28 protein-coding genes and 1 riboswitch are annotated in these 22,084 nt (G+C 36.1%); all 28 genes read left to right on the top strand.

The genetic code is table 11. The annotated features are described in order from the left end of the window. Window positions 1-3: 3 nt before the first annotated feature. The 28 genes from BUE08_RS06870 (at window position 4) to lysA (ending at window position 22,052) form a co-directional block, all read left to right on the top strand. Window positions 4-1,644, top strand: a complete 1,641-nt coding sequence (locus BUE08_RS06870) for a GspE/PulE family protein (protein ID WP_059033900.1) — start codon at window positions 4-6, stop codon at window positions 1,642-1,644. A gap of 16 nt (window positions 1,645-1,660) precedes the next feature. Continuing rightward, entirely contained in the window at window positions 1,661-2,866 is a 1,206-nt protein-coding gene (locus BUE08_RS06875) for a type II secretion system F family protein (RefSeq protein ID WP_286680629.1), read from the top strand. A 23-nt stretch (window positions 2,867-2,889) separates the two neighbouring features. Next, entirely contained in the window at window positions 2,890-3,354 is a 465-nt protein-coding gene (locus tag BUE08_RS06880; RefSeq protein ID WP_059033902.1) for a prepilin-type N-terminal cleavage/methylation domain-containing protein, read from the top strand. Next, on the top strand, window positions 3,329-3,709 hold the full coding sequence (locus BUE08_RS06885; protein WP_273038681.1) for a type IV pilus modification PilV family protein: 381 nt from the start codon (window positions 3,329-3,331) through the stop codon (window positions 3,707-3,709). Before BUE08_RS06880 ends, BUE08_RS06885 begins: the two co-directional genes overlap by 26 nt. After that, entirely contained in the window at window positions 3,684-4,145 is a 462-nt protein-coding gene (locus BUE08_RS06890) for a prepilin-type N-terminal cleavage/methylation domain-containing protein (RefSeq protein ID WP_213995874.1), read from the top strand. The genes BUE08_RS06885 and BUE08_RS06890 overlap by 26 nt, the downstream gene beginning before the upstream one ends. Window positions 4,146-4,193: 48 nt before the next feature. Continuing rightward, complete coding sequence (locus tag BUE08_RS06895) at window positions 4,194-4,475, top strand: late competence development ComFB family protein (protein WP_059033906.1); 282 nt, start codon at window positions 4,194-4,196, stop codon at window positions 4,473-4,475. A gap of 12 nt (window positions 4,476-4,487) precedes the next feature. Next, on the top strand, window positions 4,488-5,420 hold the full coding sequence (pilM, locus tag BUE08_RS06900) for a type IV pilus biogenesis protein PilM (protein ID WP_286680630.1): 933 nt from the start codon (window positions 4,488-4,490) through the stop codon (window positions 5,418-5,420). A 1-nt stretch (window position 5,421) separates the two neighbouring features. Beyond that, window positions 5,422-5,958 carry a PilN domain-containing protein gene (locus tag BUE08_RS06905; RefSeq protein WP_286680631.1) on the top strand — a complete coding sequence of 179 codons (537 nt, stop codon included), beginning with the start codon at window positions 5,422-5,424 and terminating at the stop codon, window positions 5,956-5,958. 7 nt (window positions 5,959-5,965) lie between these two features. Further along, window positions 5,966-6,514: a type 4a pilus biogenesis protein PilO gene (gene pilO / locus BUE08_RS06910; protein ID WP_213995870.1), complete on the top strand. Its 549-nt coding sequence runs from the start codon at window positions 5,966-5,968 to the stop codon at window positions 6,512-6,514. 136 nt (window positions 6,515-6,650) lie between these two features. Further along, a complete protein-coding gene (efp, locus tag BUE08_RS06915; protein WP_353682101.1) occupies window positions 6,651-7,208 on the top strand; it encodes an elongation factor P in 558 nt (185 codons plus the stop codon). Between the two features lie 21 nt (window positions 7,209-7,229). After that, the gene (locus BUE08_RS06920; RefSeq protein ID WP_059033917.1) at window positions 7,230-7,625 is read left to right on the top strand and encodes a CD1247 N-terminal domain-containing protein; all 396 of its coding nucleotides are present in this window, start codon (window positions 7,230-7,232) and stop codon (window positions 7,623-7,625) included. Window positions 7,626-7,960: 335 nt separating this feature from the next. Continuing rightward, entirely contained in the window at window positions 7,961-8,347 is a 387-nt protein-coding gene (locus BUE08_RS06925) for an Asp23/Gls24 family envelope stress response protein (protein WP_059033919.1), read from the top strand. 56 nt (window positions 8,348-8,403) lie between these two features. Next, entirely contained in the window at window positions 8,404-8,943 is a 540-nt protein-coding gene (gene amaP / locus BUE08_RS06930) for an alkaline shock response membrane anchor protein AmaP (protein WP_273038683.1), read from the top strand. A gap of 3 nt (window positions 8,944-8,946) precedes the next feature. Beyond that, window positions 8,947-9,174 (top strand): DUF2273 domain-containing protein, encoded by a 228-nt coding sequence (locus BUE08_RS06935; RefSeq protein ID WP_373877519.1) that lies wholly within the window; start codon window positions 8,947-8,949, stop codon window positions 9,172-9,174. A gap of 13 nt (window positions 9,175-9,187) precedes the next feature. Next, the gene (gene nusB / locus BUE08_RS06940) at window positions 9,188-9,592 is read left to right on the top strand and encodes a transcription antitermination factor NusB (RefSeq protein WP_059033926.1); all 405 of its coding nucleotides are present in this window, start codon (window positions 9,188-9,190) and stop codon (window positions 9,590-9,592) included. A 27-nt stretch (window positions 9,593-9,619) separates the two neighbouring features. Then, entirely contained in the window at window positions 9,620-10,837 is a 1,218-nt protein-coding gene (gene xseA / locus BUE08_RS06945) for an exodeoxyribonuclease VII large subunit (protein ID WP_286680633.1), read from the top strand. Further along, the gene (locus BUE08_RS06950) at window positions 10,834-11,076 is read left to right on the top strand and encodes an exodeoxyribonuclease VII small subunit (RefSeq protein WP_059033931.1); all 243 of its coding nucleotides are present in this window, start codon (window positions 10,834-10,836) and stop codon (window positions 11,074-11,076) included. Before xseA ends, BUE08_RS06950 begins: the two co-directional genes overlap by 4 nt. Continuing rightward, window positions 11,069-11,959, top strand: a complete 891-nt coding sequence (locus BUE08_RS06955; protein WP_286680634.1) for a polyprenyl synthetase family protein — start codon at window positions 11,069-11,071, stop codon at window positions 11,957-11,959. Before BUE08_RS06950 ends, BUE08_RS06955 begins: the two co-directional genes overlap by 8 nt. A 679-nt stretch (window positions 11,960-12,638) precedes the next feature. After that, window positions 12,639-13,265: a hypothetical protein gene (locus tag BUE08_RS06960; RefSeq protein WP_059033937.1), complete on the top strand. Its 627-nt coding sequence runs from the start codon at window positions 12,639-12,641 to the stop codon at window positions 13,263-13,265. Between the two features lie 5 nt (window positions 13,266-13,270). Beyond that, complete coding sequence (locus tag BUE08_RS06965; RefSeq protein WP_213995868.1) at window positions 13,271-14,074, top strand: TlyA family RNA methyltransferase; 804 nt, start codon at window positions 13,271-13,273, stop codon at window positions 14,072-14,074. A gap of 9 nt (window positions 14,075-14,083) precedes the next feature. Next, window positions 14,084-14,608, top strand: coding sequence for a hypothetical protein (locus tag BUE08_RS06970; RefSeq protein WP_274964091.1), 525 nt, complete (start codon window positions 14,084-14,086; stop codon window positions 14,606-14,608). Then, window positions 14,605-15,462 (top strand): NAD(+)/NADH kinase, encoded by an 858-nt coding sequence (locus BUE08_RS06975; RefSeq protein WP_059033940.1) that lies wholly within the window; start codon window positions 14,605-14,607, stop codon window positions 15,460-15,462. Before BUE08_RS06970 ends, BUE08_RS06975 begins: the two co-directional genes overlap by 4 nt. 38 nt (window positions 15,463-15,500) lie before the next feature. Beyond that, window positions 15,501-15,950, top strand: coding sequence for an arginine repressor (locus tag BUE08_RS06980; protein WP_059033942.1), 450 nt, complete (start codon window positions 15,501-15,503; stop codon window positions 15,948-15,950). A 10-nt stretch (window positions 15,951-15,960) separates the two neighbouring features. Then, window positions 15,961-17,685 carry a DNA repair protein RecN gene (recN, locus tag BUE08_RS06985; protein WP_213995867.1) on the top strand — a complete coding sequence of 575 codons (1,725 nt, stop codon included), beginning with the start codon at window positions 15,961-15,963 and terminating at the stop codon, window positions 17,683-17,685. A 17-nt stretch (window positions 17,686-17,702) separates the two neighbouring features. After that, window positions 17,703-18,242 (top strand): NUDIX hydrolase, encoded by a 540-nt coding sequence (locus BUE08_RS06990; RefSeq protein WP_281795406.1) that lies wholly within the window; start codon window positions 17,703-17,705, stop codon window positions 18,240-18,242. 1 nt (window position 18,243) lies between these two features. After that, complete coding sequence (locus BUE08_RS06995; protein WP_286680635.1) at window positions 18,244-19,431, top strand: endonuclease Q family protein; 1,188 nt, start codon at window positions 18,244-18,246, stop codon at window positions 19,429-19,431. Then, complete coding sequence (xerD, locus tag BUE08_RS07000; protein WP_059033949.1) at window positions 19,416-20,303, top strand: site-specific tyrosine recombinase XerD; 888 nt, start codon at window positions 19,416-19,418, stop codon at window positions 20,301-20,303. The genes BUE08_RS06995 and xerD overlap by 16 nt, the downstream gene beginning before the upstream one ends. Before the next feature lie 144 nt (window positions 20,304-20,447). Beyond that, window positions 20,448-20,637, top strand: a riboswitch (Lysine riboswitch). A gap of 80 nt (window positions 20,638-20,717) precedes the next feature. Further along, a complete protein-coding gene (gene lysA, locus BUE08_RS07005; protein ID WP_213995847.1) occupies window positions 20,718-22,052 on the top strand; it encodes a diaminopimelate decarboxylase in 1,335 nt (444 codons plus the stop codon). The last annotated feature ends 32 nt before the right edge of the window (window positions 22,053-22,084 follow it).

Consider the following 22,084-nt stretch of genomic DNA (forward strand, 5'->3'; position numbering starts at 1 on the left):
GTAGTGACGGGTGGAAAAAGACTCGAGGATTTTTTATCAGAAAAGGGTTATATTACGACAGCCGAATTGAAAAAGATTAAAAAAATACAACTTTCGAACGGCAAAAGATTAAGTGAAGTAATCGCAGATGAAGATTTGATTTCCGAGGGAAAATTAGCTGAAATTTTAGCAATTGCTACAGGGATACCGCAAGTGAGCTTAAGCAGGCTTTATATCAGTCAAAATGTAATTGACTTGGTGCCTGAAGATATTGCCAGAAAACATACTATCTTACCTATTGAAAAAGATGGCAACTCTTTAGTGATAGCAGTAAGTGACCCTTACAATATATTTGCCGTAGATGATGTAAAATTTGCCAGCGGCTGCGATATTAGAATTGTTATAGCATCAAAAACTGAAATACAAAAAGCCATAGATACTTATTACAAATCATATTCTAATTTTAAAATCAAAGAAACAGCACATACCAAAAAAGAGCTAAAGGATGCTGAAAAAGTTCCTGTTGTAAAACTGGTAGATACCATAATATACCAAGCAGTCAAAAAGAACGCCAGCGATATTCATATTGAACCTCAAGAAAAGAATGTTCGTATAAGATATAGAGTTGACGGAGAGCTTGTCTCAGTAATGTTCTTTGATAAAATCTTACTGCAATCAGTGATAGCAAGAATTAAGATAATGGCAAAGCTTGACATTACAAAAAAGAGGATTCCCCAAGATGGAAGCTTTAATTTAGAAATAGACGACAATCTGATTGATATAAGGGTATCCACTATTCCTACAACAAAAGGCGAGAAAGCTGTTCTTAGAATATTAAATCGCGACAAGTTTTTGCGAAATATAGATCAGCTTGGATTTAGCGATAGACAAAAAGAGCAGATTTACAGAATGTTGAGTTTTCCTTATGGCATGATTCTAGTATGCGGACCTACCGGGTGCGGCAAAACTACAACTCTTTATTCTATGATAAATTATTTAAATAAGCCAAATCAAAATATAGTTACATTAGAAGATCCAGTAGAATATGCACTTTCCGGCATCAACCAAATACAGATTAATCCTAAAAGCGGAATAACCTTTGCCACAGGTTTGAGAGCTATTCTAAGGCAAGACCCAAATATCATCATGGTCGGAGAGATAAGAGACAAAGAAACGGCGGATATTGCAGTTAGAGCGGCACTCACCGGCCACCTTGTTTTTTCTACGTTACATACAAATAATGCATTAGGAGCTATTACCAGACTTTTAGATATGGGGGTAGAATCTTATCTTCTGGCTTCATGCCTTGTAGGAGTTATTTCGCAGCGATTAGTTCGCAAAATTTGTCCCATATGCAAAGAAAAGTTCAAGGCATCAAAGTATGAAGCATCTTATCTGGATATAAATGATAATAAAGAGCATTACATCTTTAAGGGAAAAGAATGCGAGGCTTGTAATTTTACAGGTTATAAAGGCCGGACAGTAGTCGGAGAGATTTTTGAAGTTTCATCTCCTTATCGGGAACTCATATCAAAAAGGGCAACTTTGAAAGAAATTGAAAGTTTATTATATGCTAATGGCTATGATTCAATGGAATCTAGCGCAGCATCATTAGTTAAAAATGGTATTACCACGCTCGAAGAAATGATGCGTGTTGTCTTTTGATAAAGGATGGATAATAATGTCACTTTACTATTATAAAGGCAAAAATTTTGCCGGCAGCAAGGCAATTGGCATGGTAGAGGCAGAAAGCGATTACGCAGTTGCAAAAAAGATAAAAAACGACGGTTACATTCCTGTTAAGATTAAAAGCATAGACAAAAACAGTTTTATATATATTTTAGCAGCTCTTTTTAATAGAATAACTTTTTTTGAACTTGCAATATTTTGCAGACACCTTGCAATTATGCTCGATTCAGGTGTTGGTATTGTAGAAAGCCTTAGCTCTATAGCAAAACAGACAAAAAATAGTAAATTGCACAAGATTATTATGAATATAAGCCGACAAGTAGAGCGCGGCAGCTCCCTTTCTGACTCCTGCAAAAACTACCCATATGCATTTTCTGATGTTTTCATTTCCGCTATTGAAGCCGGGGAGATATCAGGAAATTTAAGCGAGGCGTTACAGTTATTATCTGAATATTATTCAAGTAATTCAAAGCAAAGTGAGAAAATAAAAAACGCACTGACATACCCTGCAATATTAGGCGTTGCATCAATCGGGACAATCATTTTCCTATCAACCAAAGTTTTGCCGGTCTACGCTAACATATTTTCATCAGCCGGAGTGCAACTACCTAGAGTTACTCGGATTCTTTTATCGGTAAGTTCAAATATGGTAGAATTTTGCTTGGGCATCCTTATTTTTTTATCTTCAATATTTTTTATTACTCTGCAATCCAAGAAGTCGTTTTCTATTGCATGCCGTATAGATGAATTAAAACTTTCAATTCCTTTGATAGGTAAGCTCATAAAAAACGAAACCTCTGCGCAGGTAATAAAGCTGCTAAATATTTTGGTATCTAGTGGAATACCTATTTTAAAAGCACTGGAAATTTCAATGGGCACTGTAAAGAATCAGTTTATTAAAAAAGAGCTATATGCCGTATGGGAGGGGCTGAAACAAGGGAAAAATTTAGCCGGTCTCATGCCTGATAATATTTTTTCTCCCCTGGCATTAGAAATGATATTTATAGGGGAGGAATCAGGGAATCTTGCAGAAATGCTAGATAAAGCAGCCTCTTTTTACGAAGAGGAAGTTAAGATCCTTTCCGACAAGATAACTGTCCTTATTGAACCTGTAATGATAATATTTATGACGATTTTAGTCTCATTTATAGTGATTTCGGTTGTAATTCCCATGTTTGATGTTTACAATTTATTTTAAAGGGGGTTTTAAACGAATTACAAATGATATATGACTATAAAGATTGCAGAGGATATACTTTAATTGAATTAGTTGTTGTCATATCATTACTCGGATTATTGGCCGGCATAGCACTTCCTGATTTTAAGAAAAACGCCGCAAATTCTGATCTTAAAACAGCTGCTTTTGAACTTGCAGAAAACATCCGCCTAGCACAGCAAAAATCTATGGTCGAAGGCATACCATATAAAATAGTAATAGACCTGGAACGTGGAGATAATTATCAAATACTTGCCGGCAAATACGGTAAATTTGTAAAACTACCGAAAAATGTAATTTTTAGCTGGACCAGCTATACAAATGTCGGCAAAACTATAATATTTGGCCCATCGGGAGCGCCTAATCAAGGAGGCACCATAGCACTGACAAATGGAGATGATACAATTTATGTAATAGTTTCTGTAGCAACAGGGAGGGTGAGAATTGATAAAATACCTCCAAGAATCTAACGAAAAAGGTTCGACGCTTATCGAAATAATAGTTGCTGTAACACTACTTTCTTTGATAACAATTCCATTTTGCGGACTTTTTTCTCAAAGCGTAAAATCAAATAGAAGAACAGAGGAGATGATGCTGGCCACGGCTTTGGCGCAAGATACAATAGAGGAGTTAAAATCGTTTTCTTTTGAGGAACTGCTTAAAAAACTTACGTATCAACAAAAAGACATTGTAAAATTAGATAATTATAGTTTTGCACGAAGCATAAAATATCTGGTAAAAAATGAAAATCTGTTGATGATAACTGTAACAATAAAGGGAGATAACCAGGAGGTAGAAGTTGCAACATATCGAGGAAAATACTGACAGAAGAGATGGTTTTACTCTTATTGAACTTATTCTTTCTTTAGGACTTTTAAGCCTTGTGCTTACCACGGCTTTTATGCTTTACAGCAGCGGACAAAAGTCCTACGATAGCGAAAATGCCAAGATTTTTGACAGTCAAAATATCAGACAAGCCTTTTTGTGGCTTTCAACTACCGTAAAGCAGGCCAAAACCATTGAGTCACTATCGGAAAATGAGATAAAAATAATAAGCGGCAGTGGCGAGAAAATTATATATTACTTTAGTAATGGAGTGCTTTATCGAAAAAAGAACAATGGAGTAAATCCTGTGGCTGAATTAGGCCAAGTAAGTTTTAGTCGATCAGGAAAACATTCTGTAGAAATTTTTTTAAAAGCGAAAAACAGCAATTCTGTGTTAACAACAAAACTTACGCCTTTTGGCTTATGGGTAAATTAAAAAGTTCTTAAAAAGTAATCTTATTCTAGTATAAGGGGTATTGATAAAATGGAGCAAAATAGCGAATTCAAGTTAAAAAACTATATGGAAGATATCGTTGCTTTACTTTTAGAAGAGCTTATGAGAGATAGGGATATTTGCAAGTGCGAGCATTGCCGTCTTGATATTATGGCCATTGCGTTAAATAATTTGCCGACAAAGTATGTGGTAACTAAGAAAGGCGAAGTATATGCCAAAACAGATCTTTTAAATAGGCAATACCGCACTGATGTCATTATACAGCTGCTAAAAGCAATGGATATTGTTTCAAGGAACCCACATCATGAGTAAGGAGTTTTATCAATGCTGCAAAGTTCGCTACATACAGGAATAGACATTGGAGCAAAAGATATAAAAATTGCAAATGTAACAATAAACAGAAGATCATATTTCGTCAAGAACTTTTATAAAATAGAAAATCCGATTGGCAAAATAATTCCGGAAACTCCATTGGAAAAGAGCATTATGAATAAATGCTTTATAGAAATAAAAGACATATTTTCCGGAAAAATTATTATTGGAATTTCAAGTAAGTATGCTCTCTTTCGGCAGATTCAATTGCCGCGCCTTAGTAAGAGAGAATTAAAAGAGGCTATATTTTGGGAAACTCAAGAGTTTTTGGCAACTTTTGGCATGAAATTTATCAGCGATTATGAGGTTTTATACCACGGCAAAAATACTTGCAGTATATTAATAGCAGCAGTGCCGGAAGGCATAGCAAAAAATTATGCCAAGATTGCTTTAGACGCCGGTATTTTTCCAAATTCCCTAGATGTATATCCTCTTGCAAATGCTTGTGTAATTCAGGTTCAAAAAAATTATGACCCAATTGCTATAATTGATTTGGATTTTGATTATAGCGAAATAACGATTTTAAATGACGGGGAAATTATTCTAGTAAGAAACCTTGATTTTTTTAATATAAACGAAGCTGATAAGCAAGCTGATTGGGAAAACATAGATTATTTTCCTATGTCATATAAAAATTTTATAATTGAAATCTCAAGGACTTTCGAATTTTATATGCGAAATGGCGGGCAAAAAATTGAAAAAATAGTTATTGCGGGAGAAGGAAGCAAATCAAAGTACTGTAAGGCCGTACTTGAAAAACACTTTCATGTTGAAGTTTTTATGGGAGCGGAATTTGCAGTAGACCATATTTCCGCAAACATAAAGTTAAATTCTGATATATTAGATTATTTCAGTGCAATCGGCCTTGCGTTAAGAGGTAGGTAAAATGCACAAGTTAAATCTTATGCCATCAGAAATGTTAACAAAAATGTCTAGAAAAACTCGCCGCCCAATTTTTGTTTTCGGAGCATGCATTTTTATTTTATTGTTCCTGTCTTCTACCGTTCTCATAAATAGATCTAACGATTTGCTCAAAGAGGAAATTAGAAGTGTTCATAAAGACATCCTGGAGATTAAAAAAACTGGAGAATTTGAACTTACGCCAGAGGATTTAAATAAAAGACAAAATGCATACAAAGATTTGTCTAAAACCAAAATAAATTATGCCCGCAAAATAGATGAGCTTGTAAAAGTGGTACCTGATAGTGTTTCCATAATTTCCTTAAAAGCCGGTGAAGACAGATTGCTCAACTTCTATTGCCATGCTGTTGATAACGCATCTGTGGCAGAAGCTATGGAGAATTTCGCAAATACCGAAGATGTTTCAGATATTCAATTAGGATTTGTTCGCCGCCGGGAAGCGAAAAGCGAATTTACGGCAAATTATGATTTTGAATTACTTGTAGAACTTGCTAAGGATTGATTTGCAATTGAAATTTAAATTTTTAAGTTTAAAGAAATATCTTAAAAGATCTGAAGACAACCTGGTAGTTTTGACAGCCATTTGCCTTCTTATATGTGCATTTTATTTTGTGCTATATCCGAAATTGATAAGGAATCGAGACTTAAAATCACAACTGGAAGAAGCTTTAAACACTAAAACAGAGTACATTAATATCTATGAAAACGATGCACACTTAGCTCAAAAAGCTGCAAAATACATCCCTAAAAATAAGGAGATTCCTAAGTTTCTCAAGGACATCGAAAGATGGAGCAACGATAAGCAGGTAAAGATAGTTTCGATTTACCCAGACCAGACAAGAATAGAACACATAGGGAATTCCGAAATAAATGTTATTCCTATAGAAATTAGCGCCGAAGGCATTTACGAGGTTTTGCTGGAATTTTTAGATGAGATGGAGAACTATTCTAGATTCTTAAAGGTTGAAGAATTAAGCTTGGAGGCTATTGATAGTCTGCCGCTTGATTCATTTACATTATGCAAACTTACCGCAAGAATAAGCCTTTATTATCTTTGAATATAACTTAAAACCTATATTCAAACAAACCAAAATATGATATATTATTAAATGACAAAGTCACAGATATGATTCTTGTTATGCTGCAAAAGCTAATTTGCAAAATGTGCTATAGTCAAAAGTGGAGGTGCTTTACTTGATATCAACTAATGATTTAAGAACCGGTGTTACTGTAGAGATTGACGGAGAAGTGTATACAGTAGTAGATTTTCAACATGTAAAACCAGGAAAAGGCGCTGCTTTCGTCAGGACAAAAATCAAAAATGTTAAGACGGGACAAGTCTTTGAAAAAACTTTTAGAGCAGGCGAAAAACTTAACCGAGCTATAATAGAAAGAAAAAATATGCAGTATTTGTATTCCGAAGGCGATGTATATCACTTTATGGATACAAAAACCTTTGAGCAGGTTCCGCTTACAAAGGACCAATTAGGTGATGCGGTCAATTATTTAAAGGAGAATATGGAGGCTGTTGTAACTTTTTATGACGGAGCTCCTATAGGAGTTGAAATGCCAACTTTTGTTGAGCTTACGGTCACTCAGACAGAACCTGGGTTCAAAGGAGATACAGCAACAGGCGGTTCTAAGCCTGCAACCCTTGAAACTGGAGCAGTAGTCCAGGTGCCGCTTTTTATTGAGATCGGCGATGTTGTAAGGATAGATACGAGAACAGGAGAATACTTAAGTAGAGTATAAAAATGAATAGGAGGAATTAACATGCGTGATGTCAGCTTAAAAGTATCTTATTTAAAAGGACTGGTAGATGGTCTTGATATTGAGGATGCAAAAACAAAAAGAGCCATAACAGAAATAATAAATGTAATGAGCGATATAGCAGAAGCAGTTGATGATCTAGAAGTGATGATGGAAGATACTCAAGAATATATGGAGAGTATTGATGAAGATCTTGGCGAGTTAGAGTCAGAAGTATACGGTGATGATGAAGATTACGACGATTATGAGGATGACGAGGACTACGAATTCGATGATGAAGGGTTTATCGAAGTCGATTGTCCAAATTGCCACGAAGTAGTATATATAGATAAAGATTTTATAGAAGACAATAAAGCAGAATGCCCGAATTGCAACGCAGTAATAGATATAGAGCAGTAATTTGACCCTCTTTAGCAATTTATCTCCCATCTTTTATAAGTGGGAGATAAATTGCTAATAACCATGGCGATAGCCAAACCATAGCTAAAAATTATTATTGGGGTAGGGACTACCCTTAGAGCTTGGGTAAACTTGGCAGGCTACTGTTATTGACCAAGAAGCTCCCATTTCAACGAATGAATGAATAAGTGGTGAATAGTTCACAAGCAAAAGTTTATAAAAAGAGGGATACCCCTCTTTTTATGCTAATATGCGTTACATGGGAGTTGTATTAAAATAACCAGCTTGTTATAATAACTTTGAAATGCAAGATCATTTTGAAAGGGGAGTTTGCGATGAGCGCAGATCAGAATTTTGACAGCGAAAAAGGTTCTATAAAAATTTCCGATGATGTAATTAGTGTTATAGCCGGCCTTGCTGCTACAGAAGTAGAAGGAGTAGCAGGTATGAGCGGCGGTGTTGTAGGAGATATTACTGAAATTTTAGGACGTAAGAATTTGTCAAAAGGTGTAAAAGTCGCGGTAAACGATAAAAATGTTACTGTTGATTTGTATATTATCGTGGATTATGGCGTGAGGATACCTGAGGTTGCATGGAATATTCAAGAAAATGTTAAAAAGGCTATTGAAAATATGACTGGATTGTCTGTGACAGATGTAAATATTCATGTGCAAGGTGTAAGCTTTGGTCTTCCTGCTGAAAAAGAAAATGACAGTAAATAATATATGCCCCCTGGCAACAATTCAGGGGGTTAACTTAAATTAGGGAGGTTTTATGCATGAATTTTTTTGATAGATTTTTACTTGCTATTTATTCCTTGGTTTTTTCTCTAGTTTCTATAGCCGTAATTATGTTTTCCTTAAAAACAATAAGATTCGAATATGCAATTGCGGGTTTAACTCTTTTATATGGACGAACCGAAGCGTTGGCAACAGGCATTGTTTTACTTCTAATTGGAATAAGATTTTTGTTTTACAGCCTAAAATCAAATAAAAAAGTTCGAGAAACGATAATAAAAAGTGATGAATTAGGAAAAATTGCTATTACGCTTGACGCAGTAGAAAGCTTGGTTCTTAAAGTTATTAAAGATAATGAGAATATAAAGGATTCAACTATAATTGTAAAAAGACAAGACAAGGGCGTATCAATAATATTGAAACTTGTTGTAAATTATGATGTTGTAATACCCGATATAGCTGCAGAACTTCAAAATACTATTAAAAACTTTATAGAAACTACTGCGGGTGTTCCGGTAAGTGATATCCAGATAAATATAATTAATATTTCTAATCAGTCCAAACCGAAAGCTTTAAAATGAGAGGTGATAATATTGAACTTCTTGCAAGAATTATGGGCCGAGCATCGCAATGAGATAATCGGTTGCATAATCGGTGTTCTAATTGGTATAATGATACTTGCAGTCGGATTTTTGAAAACTTTATTTATTGTATTATGCGGTGCTATAGGATATTATGTTGGCAAATATCTAAGTGGCGACAAAGATATTAGGGAAAAAGTAAATAATATTTTTCATTCCGCAAAAAGATGAGGAGTGTACTTTTTTGAGTAGGAAAACCGCACGAGAACAAGCTTTTAAAATACTCTTTGCAATTGATGTAGGAGAGAATACAATTGAAGAAGCAATGGAAATTGCTATCCCTTCTTTAAATGATCAAGGACAGAAAAAATTTGTTCTTGATGAGGTCAATGGTGTTTTGAACAATTTGGAATCTATAGACGAGATTATAAATAAGTATTCCGGCGATTGGAAAGTTAATCGCATGGCTTCTTCGGACAGGAATATTCTAAGGATTGCGATATATGAAATTCTCTATAGAGATGACATACCTGCAAGTGTCTCAATAAATGAAGCTGTTGAAATAGCAAAAAAATACAGTGATGAAAAGTCTTATAAATTTATAAATGGCCTTTTAGGATCGGTAGTCAGAGAATATGAAAGCAAATAAACCGATTTTGCTTAACGGAGGTTTATCTTGAAACCCATTTTTACAGTAAGCGAAGTTACAACCATTATAAAAAGTCTTTTTGATTCTAATGAAATTTTGCGACAGGTCTATATCAGAGGAGAGATTTCAAACTTTAAGCATCATGTATCTGGTCATATGTATTTTACTTTAAAGGATGAAAAATCTCAAATACGATGTGTGATGTTTAGGGATGCTAATAGGCTCCTTCCTTTTACTCCTGAAAATGGAATGAGGGTAATAGTCTTAGGCTTTATAAGCGTTTTTGCAAAAAACGGAGAATATCAACTTTATGCAGAAGACTTACAGCCAGACGGAATCGGAGCATTGCATATTGCCTTTGAAAAGCTTAAAGCTAAATTAGACAAGGAAGGTCTTTTTGGCGCAGAGCGAAAAAGACCTATACCTTTTTTGCCAAAAAAAATAGGAATAGTTACATCACCTACCGGAGCTGCGATAAGAGACTTGCTTACGGTAATAAAAAGGCGATTCCCTAACGTAGATATCGTCATCGCCCCTACTTTAGTTCAGGGAACCGGAGCCGCTGATGAGATCTGTGCTGCTATAGACGAATTAAATAAATTAGGTGACATAGATGTGATAATTGTTGGAAGAGGCGGAGGATCCATAGAGGAATTATGGGCGTTCAATGAAGAAAAAGTAGCAAGGGCAATTGCAAGCTCTGGCATTCCGGTTATTTCAGCGGTAGGCCATGAAACCGATTATACCATAAGCGATTTTGTTGCAGATAAAAGGGCACCGACTCCATCGGCCGCGGGAGAAATGGCGGTGCCCTCAAAAGCTGTTCTTAAAAATGAAATAAGGCACCTGAATTTGAGATTGCTTAATGCAATGGCAAGGTATATAGGCACCGAAAGACAAAAACTTGAATATTTAAGCAAACTTCCTGTTTTTAAAAGGCCGCAAACCTATATTATTAATAACCGCCTTGCATTAGATGAAATTATAAAAAAACTTCTAAGAGTAATGGATATATATTTATCAGAAAAGAGAGCCCTGCTGAATACCTATATAGATAAGCTTGAGGTTTTAAGTCCTATTTCTATACTAAAGAGAGGTTACAGTATTTGCATGGATGCTGATTCTAAAAGGATAATAAAAAGCGCAAAAGATGCCAAAGAAGGAGACATGGTTGTAATATTGTTGTCAGAAGGCAGCCTTGTATGCAATGTAAAGGAATGCAAAGAGGGGAATGAGAATACTTGAATACTGAGTACAAATACGAAGATGCGATAGCAAGATTAGAGTATATTGCAGGACAACTAGAGAAAGGTGATCTTACCTTAGAAGAAGCGCTTTCATTTTTTGAGGAAGGTATAAAGCTTATCAAAATATGCTCAAAAATTTTAGATGAGGCTGAGGGGAAAGTACAAGTTTTAACAAAAGACCTAAATGGCGATTTTGTGATAAAGGATTTTGACGGAGGCTTAGAAGCAGGTGAATGATTTTGAAAAAGAAATGAAGCATATGTCTCAGATTATCGACAATGAGCTTATAAACTATCTGCCTCAAAAGGATACGCTGCCTTTAAAGTTATACAATGCAATGACCTACAGCGTTTTATCGGGAGGAAAAAGACTAAGACCGATTCTGGTAATGAAGTCTGCAGAATTTTTTGGGCTTTCTTATAAAAAAGTTATTCCAACTGCATGTGGCATTGAAATGATACACTCGTATTCACTAATACATGACGATCTTCCTGCCATGGACAATGATGATTTAAGGCGCGGAAAACCGACATGTCACAAAAAATTTGGAGAGGCTATAGCGCTTTTAGCAGGAGATGCGCTGCTTACGCATGCTTTTTGCGCAATAGCTTCAAATTATGGTATAGATGGAATTTTACCTGAGGCAGTGATTGATATAGTGCGTGAAATATCGATTGCAGCCGGAGGATGTGGAATGGTGGGCGGGCAGACTGCCGACATCGATACAGTAGGGAAGGATATTGACATAGATACACTTTTTTATATAAGCACCCACAAAACAGGAGCATTAATTAGTGTTGCAACATGGGCGGGAGCCAGGCTTGCCGGTGCTTCTCCAAGAGATCTCTCTTTATTCAAAGATCTGGGAGATAAAATAGGGTTAGTCTTTCAGATTGTAGATGATATCTTAGATGTTAAAGGCGATGAATCTATTTTAGGGAAACCGATAGGAAGTGATTTAAGGAATCATAAAAATACCTTTGTCAGCATATTAGGTCTTGAAGAATCTTTGAGACTGGTAAATAAACTTTCGAACGAAGCTAAAGATCTAATATCAGATTATCCTAATAATGAGTTTTTTATGAATTTAATTGAATTTATAGCAAACCGAGACCACTAAGGCCTGAACTCCAATTATTGAATTTTAGCGTTTTTTGTGTTATAATAAATGTCAAAGCAGGAGCAGGCGGTGCAGTATTCTAGTCAAAACCACTCCTCTGAAGGCGGGGCTAAAAATCCGTCAAGGGCACATCGATGAAGTTCTTGGTGCTGGCCGCTGACGCCCAGTCGGGGGCTGGTGCTGGGAGTAAGGAGGATGGGGCGATCTACAATGGCATGTAGGCGTTGACCCTACCTCCGCGGAGACCTAAGTGCGTGGCTCCAAGAAAATACTGAAAGTTACGGCTTAGGGTGTGAACCTGCATCCGATGAATGTTGGGTGCAGCGTAGCCTGCCTTGAGTGGGATGGGCGGAAAAAGGATGTTACTTGATATGTGGTTTGGCCAAACCACATATCAAATCTTTGCCTTTGAAATCCATCCTGCAAAAGAGGCTAGGAAGAGTCAGGTTTTGGTGAGGAAAACTCCTAGACTGTTCCGCAAGGAGATAGACAGGGGATTACAGTGTGGACTAAGTGGCAATCTAGCCCTGTTTTTGGCAACAAAGCAGCGGTGGACTTAAAGGGGAACCGTCTTTTCGGCAACGATTAGATGTCTGCCGGGGAAATCCTGCTAGACCTAAGCCACAAAATTTACCCTGCCTATTACCGCCTGCTCACGTATAAAAATGGAGGTAATTTATTGAACCTCGATTCAGAAGACAAGAAATCTAAGAAGAATAATGAGAGTTCAAAAACCAGATGGGTATACAGAGCTTGTATGATGGCTTTTGGACTCTCTGTTTTTTTTAGTTTTATCTCGGAAATGTTATTAGATAAAGTGAATATAATTGTTTCGCTGATTATTTTGCTTATTATAATTGCTATTGGCATCATTTTTGATATAATTGGGATAGCTGTTGCGTCAGCAAACGAAGCACCTTTTCATGCTATGGCTGCAGATAAAACTCCCGGCGGCAAAGAAGCGGTGAGACTCGTGAAAAATGCTGATATTGTGTCAAATTTTTGCAACGATATCGTAGGAGATATTTGCGGGATTATAAGTGGTGCCGCAGGTGCCGCGATAGTAGTGAAAATAGCGGTCCAGGGAGGCAGCAATAAGGAAATTATAATCAAAATGATACTTACCGGTTTAATTTCTATGCTGACGGTAGGTGGTAAGGCTGCCGGCAAAAGTATTGCTATAAATAATTCAAAAACAGTTGTGCAAAATGTAGCACTGTTTTTATATATTCTAAACAACAAGCTACATATTGATATTTTGCCTAAGAGCAACGGAGCTAAGCGAAAAAAGCAGGAGAGAAATTGATCATAATGGACCAGAAAAAAGAAAGGCTTGATATTTTATTAGTCAAAAATGGTATATTTGAAAGCAGGGAGAAAGCAAAAGCAGAAATAATGTGCGGCAATGTGCTTGTAAACAACAATGTAGTTGATAAACCCGGGACATTAGTTAGCGTAGAAAGCAATATTGCGCTAAAACAAAAAATGTGTCCTTATGTAAGCAGAGGCGGACTGAAGCTGGAAAAGGCATTAGAAGTTTTTGCAGTAAACGTAAGAGACAAGGTTGTTTTAGACGCCGGTGCTTCTACCGGAGGTTTTACTGATTGCATGTTAAAAAGAGGCGCAAAAAAGATTTATGCCGTAGACGTAGGATATGGTCAGCTTGCTTACAGTCTCAGAGAAGATAATAGGGTAATTGTTATGGAAAGAAAGAATATAAGACATTTTACCCTTACAGATGTCGGAGAGCAGGTAGATTTAATTACAGCAGACCTTTCCTTTATTTCCTTATCAAAGGTATTTAATGTTTTTTATGAACTTTTAAAGCCAGAAGGTGATCTGATAACTTTGATAAAACCTCAATTTGAGGTAAAGCGTGAAGAAGTAGGCAAACATGGTGTGGTAAAAGACGCCAAACTTCACGTAAGAGCTATCTCTGATGTAATTTCAAGTGCTAATCAGTGCGGATTATACGTAATTAATTTAACCTATTCTCCGATAAAAGGCCCAAAAGGCAATATAGAGTATCTTGCTCATTTTAGGAAAGACAGGACGGATAATTCTATTATTGATATTGAAGCTATAGTCAATAAATCTCACAATGAACTGTCATAGGATAAAAAAATGGATTATATTTTTTTGTTAATGGCAGGTATTATATTCGGCGCAATTATAACCGTTAATATTTTAAGATTTTTAAAGAACCGCAGCTTGCGGAAAAAGATGGAAAAAGCGCGAAAAAGCGAATTTAAAGCTATTGAATTTGTTGAGAGCAAAGGTTTTGAAATAGTTGATTTACAAAGTGAAAGAGAATATATACTTTCTGTCGATGGCAAGCCTCATAAAATTACAGTAAGAGCAGATATGATAATAAAAAAAGGTAATAAGATATATATTGCCGAAGTAAAATCCGGTAAAAAAGTTACATCACCTAAACACAGCGGAACAAGGAGACAGCTGCTAGAGTATTTTATGGTATATAGACCGCATGGGTTAATTTTAATTGATATGGAAAGAAAAAAGATTCGCACAGTGGAATATTCTATATTGCAAGTAAAAAACAGCGGTCTCTCTTATATAAAGCGCTTAATATTTTACTTTATTTTGCTTCTTGCAGGTTTTATTATTGGTTTCTTGGCTAGGGGATGATACAATTGACAACACTTGGTTTATATCCTAATGTAAATAAAAAAAATTTAACTAAATTGGTAAGCGGATTGATAAATTGGCTTGAGAGTAGAGGCTATTCAGTAGTACTACCCAAGGATATTGCTGATGTTCTGAGCATATCAGAACATTCCATAGAAACTGAAGACTTTTTTCAAAGAATCGATATTGCCGTAACCTTAGGAGGGGACGGTACCCTCTTGAATGTTGCAAGGCATGTGGCACCATATAAAATACCAATACTGGGAATAAACTTAGGCCATGTGGGCTTTCTAACAGAAATAGAGCTTGCAGATTTATATACTGATCTTGAACGATTCAGCAAAAACTCTTACACTATAGATTATCGGATGATGCTAGAGACACAGGTTGTGCGAGACGGAGAAGTGCTGGAAAAGTTTCTAGCTTTAAATGATGCGGTAGTGACAAAAGGTCCTTTTGCAAGATTGATTCGCCTTAAAACATATGCAAATGAGGAATACATAGATACATATCCGGCGGATGGCCTGATTATTGCAACCCCTACAGGCTCTACCGCGTATTCTCTTTCGGCCGGCGGGCCGATAATCCACCCAAATATGAATCTGCTGTTGCTTACACCGATTTGTCCCCATACACTTCGCAGCCGCTCAATCGTAGTATCAGAGAATGATGTTATAAAAGTAAAGCTTCTGGCGGATCATCCGGAAATTATGCTCACCGTCGATGGCCAGCAAGGATACAAGCTGCTTCCTGGTGATCAAATTATAATAAAAAAGTCGAATTTTTTAACTCGCTTAATCCGTTTGAAGGAAAGAAGTTTTTATGATGTCCTCAGAAAAAAGTTGAGCGAGTAATTACATAAATACCATAAAACATCCACGGAGGTGCATTAATGAAACAAAAAAGGCACTTCAAAATTCGTGAAATTATAAAAGAAAAACCAATAGAAACTCAAGAAGAACTAGCAGCTGAATTAAGAAAAGCAGGTTTTGACGTCACCCAGGCAACAGTATCTAGGGATATTAAAGAACTAAAACTTATAAAAGTATTAAAAGATAACGGACGTTACTGCTACGCGGAAGCACCTGAAAATATGTCAGTTTCATCGGACAGGTTACTTAAAATTTTTAAAGAATCCATAACAAATTTTGCTTCGGCAGGCAACCTTATAGTAATAAAAACTTCTTCAGGGACTGCTCCAGCTGTGGGAGAAGCTATTGATGGTCTTAATTGGCCTGAAATACTGGGAACCATAGCCGGAGACAACACCATTTTAGTTATAGCAAAATCTAAAAAGGCCGTTGATGACATTTTAAATAAATTCGAAGAGATTATGAAATAGGAGGCATGACATGCTCCTTAACCTCTCTATTCGAGACTATGCGTTAATTGATAATTTGTCTATTTCTTTTGGTCCCGGATTAAATATTTTAACCGGAGAAACAGGTGCGGGCAAATCTATAATTATAGATGCGGTAAATCTTATCATTGGAGAGAGAGCTTCTACGGATTTTATCCGAACCGGAAGTGAAAGCGCAAGTGTAGAAGCAGTTTTTGATTACAAAAACCCTGCCATTGAAGATATTTTAACAGAATATGGCATAGACGCGGAAGACGATACTCTGATAATCAGCAGAGAGGTAAACAAAGAAGGGCGCAGTTTCGCTCGCGTAAATGGCAGGCTTGTTCCTGTTGGCGTGTTAAAAAAAATAGGAAAACTATTAATTGATATTCATGGACAGCACGAACATCAAGCGCTACTGGATAGTAAAAACCATCTTAATATTTTAGATTCTCTCGGCTCGAAAATTATATCAGACTCCAAGGAAAAAGTAAGCGAACTTTATAAAAAGTATCGACAAATAAACAGCAGAATCAGCACACTTGAAAAAAAATATCTGGATTTTTCAAAGCAACAAGAAATACTTAAGTTCGAGATTGACGAGCTAGATAAGGCTCAACTATTACCTGATGAAGATATATTACTAGAAGAAGAAAAAAAAGTCATCGAAAATGCTGAAAAAATATTTAGTGCTTTAGAATTTGCTTACACAACTTTGTATCAAAACTATGAAATACCTTCCATAAACGACAATTTGAGCAAAGTTATCGATTCTCTTGAGGATATCAAGGGGTTCTATAAACCGATTGAAAATATTTTAGAATCGTTGAAAAATATTTTATATGAGTTAGAAGATATCTCGTTTACAATAAGAGAACTCAAGGATTCAGTAGATTTCGACGCTGAAAAACTCAATACAATCAATGAAAGATTAGAATTGATAAACAGGCTTAAGTTAAAATATGGGAAAACAATACCGGAGCTATTAGATTATAAAGCTAATGCTATTGCGGAATTAGATAACGTTATAAATACAGGGGATGAAATCAAAGAACTAAAGATTGAATATGAACAGATAAAAAGATCCTTAGCTGAAAACGCTCTGGAGCTTAGCAAAAAGCGAAAAGTAGTGGCAGAAAAACTAGAGCAAGACATTTTAAAGGAATTAAGCGATTTAGGGATGAAAAATGTCAATTTTAAAGTCCATATGGGGTTAACCGAGGATCCAAAGGGCATAGAAATTGATGGCAAAAAGATTTCTGTGTCAGAAGATGGAATTGATAATGTAGAATTTCTAATCTCCACAAATTACGGAGAGCCGTTAAAGCCACTTGCTAAGATTATTTCAGGGGGAGAATCTTCTCGTATTATGTTAGCTTTAAAGAGCATAATAGCAGAAGTTGACAATATTTCCTGCATGATTTTTGATGAAATTGATGCGGGAATTGGTGGCAGAACCGCCCAGGCTGTGGGAGAAAAACTTTCTAAGATAAGCAGAACTCATCAAATTCTCTGCGTAACTCACTCACCACAGATTGCAAGTTTAGGTGATACTCATTTTCTAATTAAAAAGGAAAGCACAGGAGATACTACGGTTACCAAGGTTTATAAGATAGATGGAGATAAGCGTGTAGATGAACTGGCTCGAATGCTTGGCGGCGCTAAAATTACAGACAATACTATTGCTCATGCTAAGGAAATGCTAGCCATGGCTAAAAAGATAAAAGGAAACTAATAAATAGGAGAACAAAAATGGATTTTTATGAAACTACTTTAAACTCAAAAAATATTTTTTCCGGTCGCTTTATAAAGCTTCGCGTAGATGAGGTTATGCTTCCGAATGGGAGAAAATCTACAAGAGAGATAGTAGAACATCCCGGTGCTGTTGCGATAGTTGCAATAGATAACAACAATAATGTACTAATGGTAAGACAGTATAGAAAGGCTATCGAAAAAGTTTTACTGGAAATACCTGCCGGAAAGCTAGAAGAAGGGGAGTCAAAAGAAGAATGTGCAGTAAGAGAGCTTATGGAGGAAACTGGCTATTTTCCAAAGGCCATTAAATACGTTATAAGTTTTTATACCTCTCCCGGTTTTTCTAATGAGATAATTCATCTGTTTTTGGCTACTGACTTGGAAAAGAAAAGTTTAGAAGCCGATTTTGATGAGTATCTTCAATCAGAAGCCATACCTTTAGAAGAGGCCATTGAAAAAATATCTAACGGCCAGATTACCGACGGAAAAACAATTACCGGATTACTCCTTGCAAGATCTATCATTGGTGATAATTAAAATGGAATACTTTGCAGATTTACATGTCCACATTGGACGAGCAAAAAATAAACCAATTAAGATTACAGCTTCTCGCAGTTTAACTTTACAAAATATTTACGATTATTGTATTAACAATAAAGGCATCGATATTGTAGGGGTAGTAGATTGTGCTTCCCCATATGTTCTCGATGAAATAGCTGAGCAGGTAGAGTGTGGTCTGCTGACTATTTTGCCTGGCGGAGGTTTAAGATATAAAAACAAGCTTACAGTTATTTTGGGAGCAGAAGTCGAAACTACTGAAAAACAAGGTGCGGCGCACAGCATTGCTTTTTTCCCATATTATGAACAAATCAAAGAATTTTCAAAGGTTCTTTCCAAATACATTACAAATATAACTTTAAGTTGCCAAAAAGCGAAACTTTCAGCAGATAATCTAGCTGAAATTGTATACGAACTTGGCGGCAAGCTAATCCCAGCTCACGCTTTTACGCCATTTAAAAGTTTTTATGGTAGCTGTTATGACAGGCTTTCTCTAGCTTTTGAAAAACACTTCAATAGCATTGCAGCAGTAGAATTGGGGCTGAGTGCGGACACAGATTTTGCCGACACTATAGATGAACTATCAGAAAAAACCTTTATAACAAATTCAGATGCCCATTCTTTAGAAAAAATAGCACGAGAATACAACAAGCTTAACTTACAATTTCCCGATTTTGAAAACATTTTTTCTGCAATTAATCGATTAAATGATAATGCTATAATAGCAAATTACGGCCTAAATCCAAAACTTGGCAAGTATCACCGCACTTTTTGCAAAAAATGCAACTATATTGCATCAGAAGAACCACCTATAATAATATGTCCGAAATGCGGCAGCAAAGAAGTAACGCTGGGCGTTTTGGATAGAATAAATATGATATCTGATTTTAAAAATGCAATACATCCTGCTCATAGACCACCTTACTATTATCAGATTCCGCTAGAGTTTATTCCCGGAATAGGGGCAAAGACCATAAAAGAACTGGTTGCAAAGTTCGGGACAGAAATAAACGTATTACAAAATGCAAGTTTTAATCAATTAGCTCAAGTTATTGGGGAAGTCAGAGCAAACAGTATAATAGCTGCGCGAAACCAAAACCTTATTCTAAGAGCGGGTGGTGGTGGCTTGTATGGTAAAGTTGAGGCGACAATATGGAAAACCTTTTAAACGATTTTCTCGAGTATTTATCAGTTGAGAGAGGCCTTGCTAAAAATACAATATCTGCATATAATCAAGACCTGAAAGGCTACATAAGCTATTTAAGAAAAGCGAATATTGAAAGCATTCAAGAGACACAACAATCAAATATCGTATCATATTTACTTTTAATGCAAAAAGATGGCAAAGCCGGTAGCACTATATCTAGAACCTGTGCTGCTATAAAATCATTTTACAAGTTTTTGTTTAGAGAGCACATTATTAGCAGTAACCCTGCTGATAATTTAAATACTCCGAAACTCGAGCACAGACTGCCTAAAGTGTTAAGTGCGGAAGAAATTAAGACATTATTTTGCCAGCCTGATATGTCAAATCCGTTAGGCATAAGGGATAGAAGTATGCTCGAACTTTTGTACGCGACAGGCATGAGAATCTCAGAACTACTTTCGCTGTCGACAGATAGTATAAATTTAGAAACCGGTTTTTTACGTTGCATAGGAAAAGGATCTAAAGAACGAATAGTGCCAATAAATTCCTCTGCTATAAAATATTTAAAACTTTATCTTAATGATGCAAGAGAAAAAATATTAAATGGCAGGGAAAGCAAAGTATTATACTTAAACCGTTTAGGTAAACCCATGACTCGTCAGGGTTTTTGGAAAATATTAAAAAAATATTCTAAAAAGGCCGGCATAACAAAAAAGATAACTCCTCATTTATTCAGGCATTCTTTTGCTACTCATTTACTTGAAAATGGAGCCGACCTGCGTTCTGTCCAAGAAATGCTGGGTCATGCTGATATATCTACGACACAAGTATATACTCACATAACACGAAATAAAATTAAAGAAGTATATGACAAAACTCATCCGAGGGCGTAGTATAAGCTATTACTTTGAAGCTGATTAAAATTAAACCAAAAATTGCATTTAGCTTTTTGCGATTCGATTTAAAAAAGTCCTTGACACTTATGCTTACTTATGGTATAGTTATAAAAAATTAAATATGTACCTCATCTCAGAAAGAGTTGAGGTAGAGGTGCGATAGGTCAAGAGTAAATTTGTGGAGACTTGGGAAAGTCAATTAAACAAATCGAAAGGGACCATCGCCGAAGTGTGGTTTCCCCAAAGCCACGCTGGGCTTATGCCGAATAGGTATAAGACTGTCACCAAAGTTTTAATTTAACTAAGATTTTGGTGAAGCGCTACTTCAGGAAGAGAGAGGTATTTGCCTAAAAAACTAAAACAGTCGGCAAATATCCCGGCTGTTTTTTGTATTAAAAAGGAGGAAATCCTATGTATCATGGACCGTGCAAGATTAATGAACTTGGTCATTTGGAAATAGGTGGGTGCGATGCTGTAGAACTTGCAAAAGAATTTGGAACACCCTTATATGTTATGGATGAAGAATGTATACGTGAAAATTGCCGTTTATATAAGGAAAATTTAAATAGTTTATATAAAAACAGTGATGTGATATATGCCGGAAAAGCTTTTCTTACTGTTGAAATGTGTAAATTAATAGAAGAAGAAGGATTAAGCTTAGATGTGGTATCCGGTGGCGAACTTTACATGGCACTTCAAGCCGGTTTTCCTGCAAAAAGAATATACTTCCATGGGAATAATAAATCCTATGATGAACTCGAGATGGCAGTAAGGCATGGAGTAGGACATATAATAGTGGATAATTTCTATGAGTTGGAGCTGCTAAGAGATATTACCAGTAAACTTTCAGGCAGAAAAGTAAAAATACTTCTTCGCCTCACGCCCGGAATCGAGGCACACACTCATGATTATATAAAGACAGGTCAAATTGATTCCAAATTTGGCTTTGGTTTAGAAAATGGACATGCTTTTATGGCCATAGAAAATGCACTAAGCATTAAAAATGTAAAATTGATGGGATTTCACTGCCATATAGGCTCACAAATATTTGAAAAAGAGCCCTTTAGAGAAGCAGCTGATATAATGGTGCATTTTGCAAAGATGGTTGAAGAAAAATATGGATTTAAGACCCAAGAGATAGATTTTGGCGGTGGATTCGGTGTAAGATACACAGAAGAAGATAAGCCTTTAGAAGTAAGAGACTATCTTGAAACTCTTGTTGAATCGGTTATAGAATCCTGTGAAAAATATAATCTATCCGCACCCAAGATATTAATAGAACCGGGAAGAGCGATAGTTGGAGAAGCCGGCGTCACTTTATATACTATAGGCGCCATAAAGAATATCCCAGGAATTAGAAAATATGTCAGTGTAGATGGCGGAATGAGTGATAATATACGACCTGCCCTTTATAATGCAAAGTACTCAGCTGCTATTGCAAATAAAGCAAAATGGCCGGCCGAGGAAACTGTTTCTATTGCCGGAAAATGTTGCGAATCTGGCGACATGTTAATTTGGGACATAGATTTGCCTAAAATTGCTCCCGGCGATATATTAGCTGTCTTTACAACAGGTGCATATCACTATTCTATGGCAAGCAATTATAATATGCTGCCAAGACCTGCGGTAATTTTCGTAAGGAACAAAACAGCGCGGCTGGTTGTGCGCAGACAAACATATGAGGATTTACTAAGTTATGATATTTCGCTGCCTAGCGCAGCTAAAGCGTTTTCTGCAAGTGTTTAGATAAATTATCGATTCTTAAAAAAGTGTGCTCA

Source organism: Tepidanaerobacter sp. EBM-49, from assembly GCF_001896645.1.
Lineage (GTDB): Bacteria > Bacillota > Thermosediminibacteria > Thermosediminibacterales > Tepidanaerobacteraceae > Tepidanaerobacter > Tepidanaerobacter syntrophicus.

What these genes read in the sequence shown, in the direction of transcription:
- BUE08_RS06875 (WP_286680629.1), top strand. Translation starts at nt 1,661, where the DNA reads ATGTCACTTTACTATTATAAAGGCAAAAATTTTGCCGGCAGCAAGGCA.
- BUE08_RS06880 (WP_059033902.1), top strand. Translation starts at nt 2,890, where the DNA reads ATGATATATGACTATAAAGATTGCAGAGGATATACTTTAATTGAATTA.
- BUE08_RS06895 (WP_059033906.1), top strand. Translation starts at nt 4,194, where the DNA reads ATGGAGCAAAATAGCGAATTCAAGTTAAAAAACTATATGGAAGATATC.
- pilM (WP_286680630.1), top strand. Translation starts at nt 4,488, where the DNA reads ATGCTGCAAAGTTCGCTACATACAGGAATAGACATTGGAGCAAAAGAT.
- BUE08_RS06905 (WP_286680631.1), top strand. Translation starts at nt 5,422, where the DNA reads ATGCACAAGTTAAATCTTATGCCATCAGAAATGTTAACAAAAATGTCT.
- BUE08_RS06920 (WP_059033917.1), top strand. Translation starts at nt 7,230, where the DNA reads ATGCGTGATGTCAGCTTAAAAGTATCTTATTTAAAAGGACTGGTAGAT.
- BUE08_RS06925 (WP_059033919.1), top strand. Translation starts at nt 7,961, where the DNA reads ATGAGCGCAGATCAGAATTTTGACAGCGAAAAAGGTTCTATAAAAATT.
- amaP (WP_273038683.1), top strand. Translation starts at nt 8,404, where the DNA reads ATGAATTTTTTTGATAGATTTTTACTTGCTATTTATTCCTTGGTTTTT.
- BUE08_RS06965 (WP_213995868.1), top strand. Translation starts at nt 13,271, where the DNA reads ATGGACCAGAAAAAAGAAAGGCTTGATATTTTATTAGTCAAAAATGGT.
- BUE08_RS06970 (WP_274964091.1), top strand. Translation starts at nt 14,084, where the DNA reads ATGGATTATATTTTTTTGTTAATGGCAGGTATTATATTCGGCGCAATT.
- BUE08_RS06975 (WP_059033940.1), top strand. Translation starts at nt 14,605, where the DNA reads ATGATACAATTGACAACACTTGGTTTATATCCTAATGTAAATAAAAAA.
- BUE08_RS06980 (WP_059033942.1), top strand. Translation starts at nt 15,501, where the DNA reads ATGAAACAAAAAAGGCACTTCAAAATTCGTGAAATTATAAAAGAAAAA.
- recN (WP_213995867.1), top strand. Translation starts at nt 15,961, where the DNA reads ATGCTCCTTAACCTCTCTATTCGAGACTATGCGTTAATTGATAATTTG.
- BUE08_RS06990 (WP_281795406.1), top strand. Translation starts at nt 17,703, where the DNA reads ATGGATTTTTATGAAACTACTTTAAACTCAAAAAATATTTTTTCCGGT.
- BUE08_RS06995 (WP_286680635.1), top strand. Translation starts at nt 18,244, where the DNA reads ATGGAATACTTTGCAGATTTACATGTCCACATTGGACGAGCAAAAAAT.
- xerD (WP_059033949.1), top strand. Translation starts at nt 19,416, where the DNA reads ATGGAAAACCTTTTAAACGATTTTCTCGAGTATTTATCAGTTGAGAGA.
- lysA (WP_213995847.1), top strand. Translation starts at nt 20,718, where the DNA reads ATGTATCATGGACCGTGCAAGATTAATGAACTTGGTCATTTGGAAATA.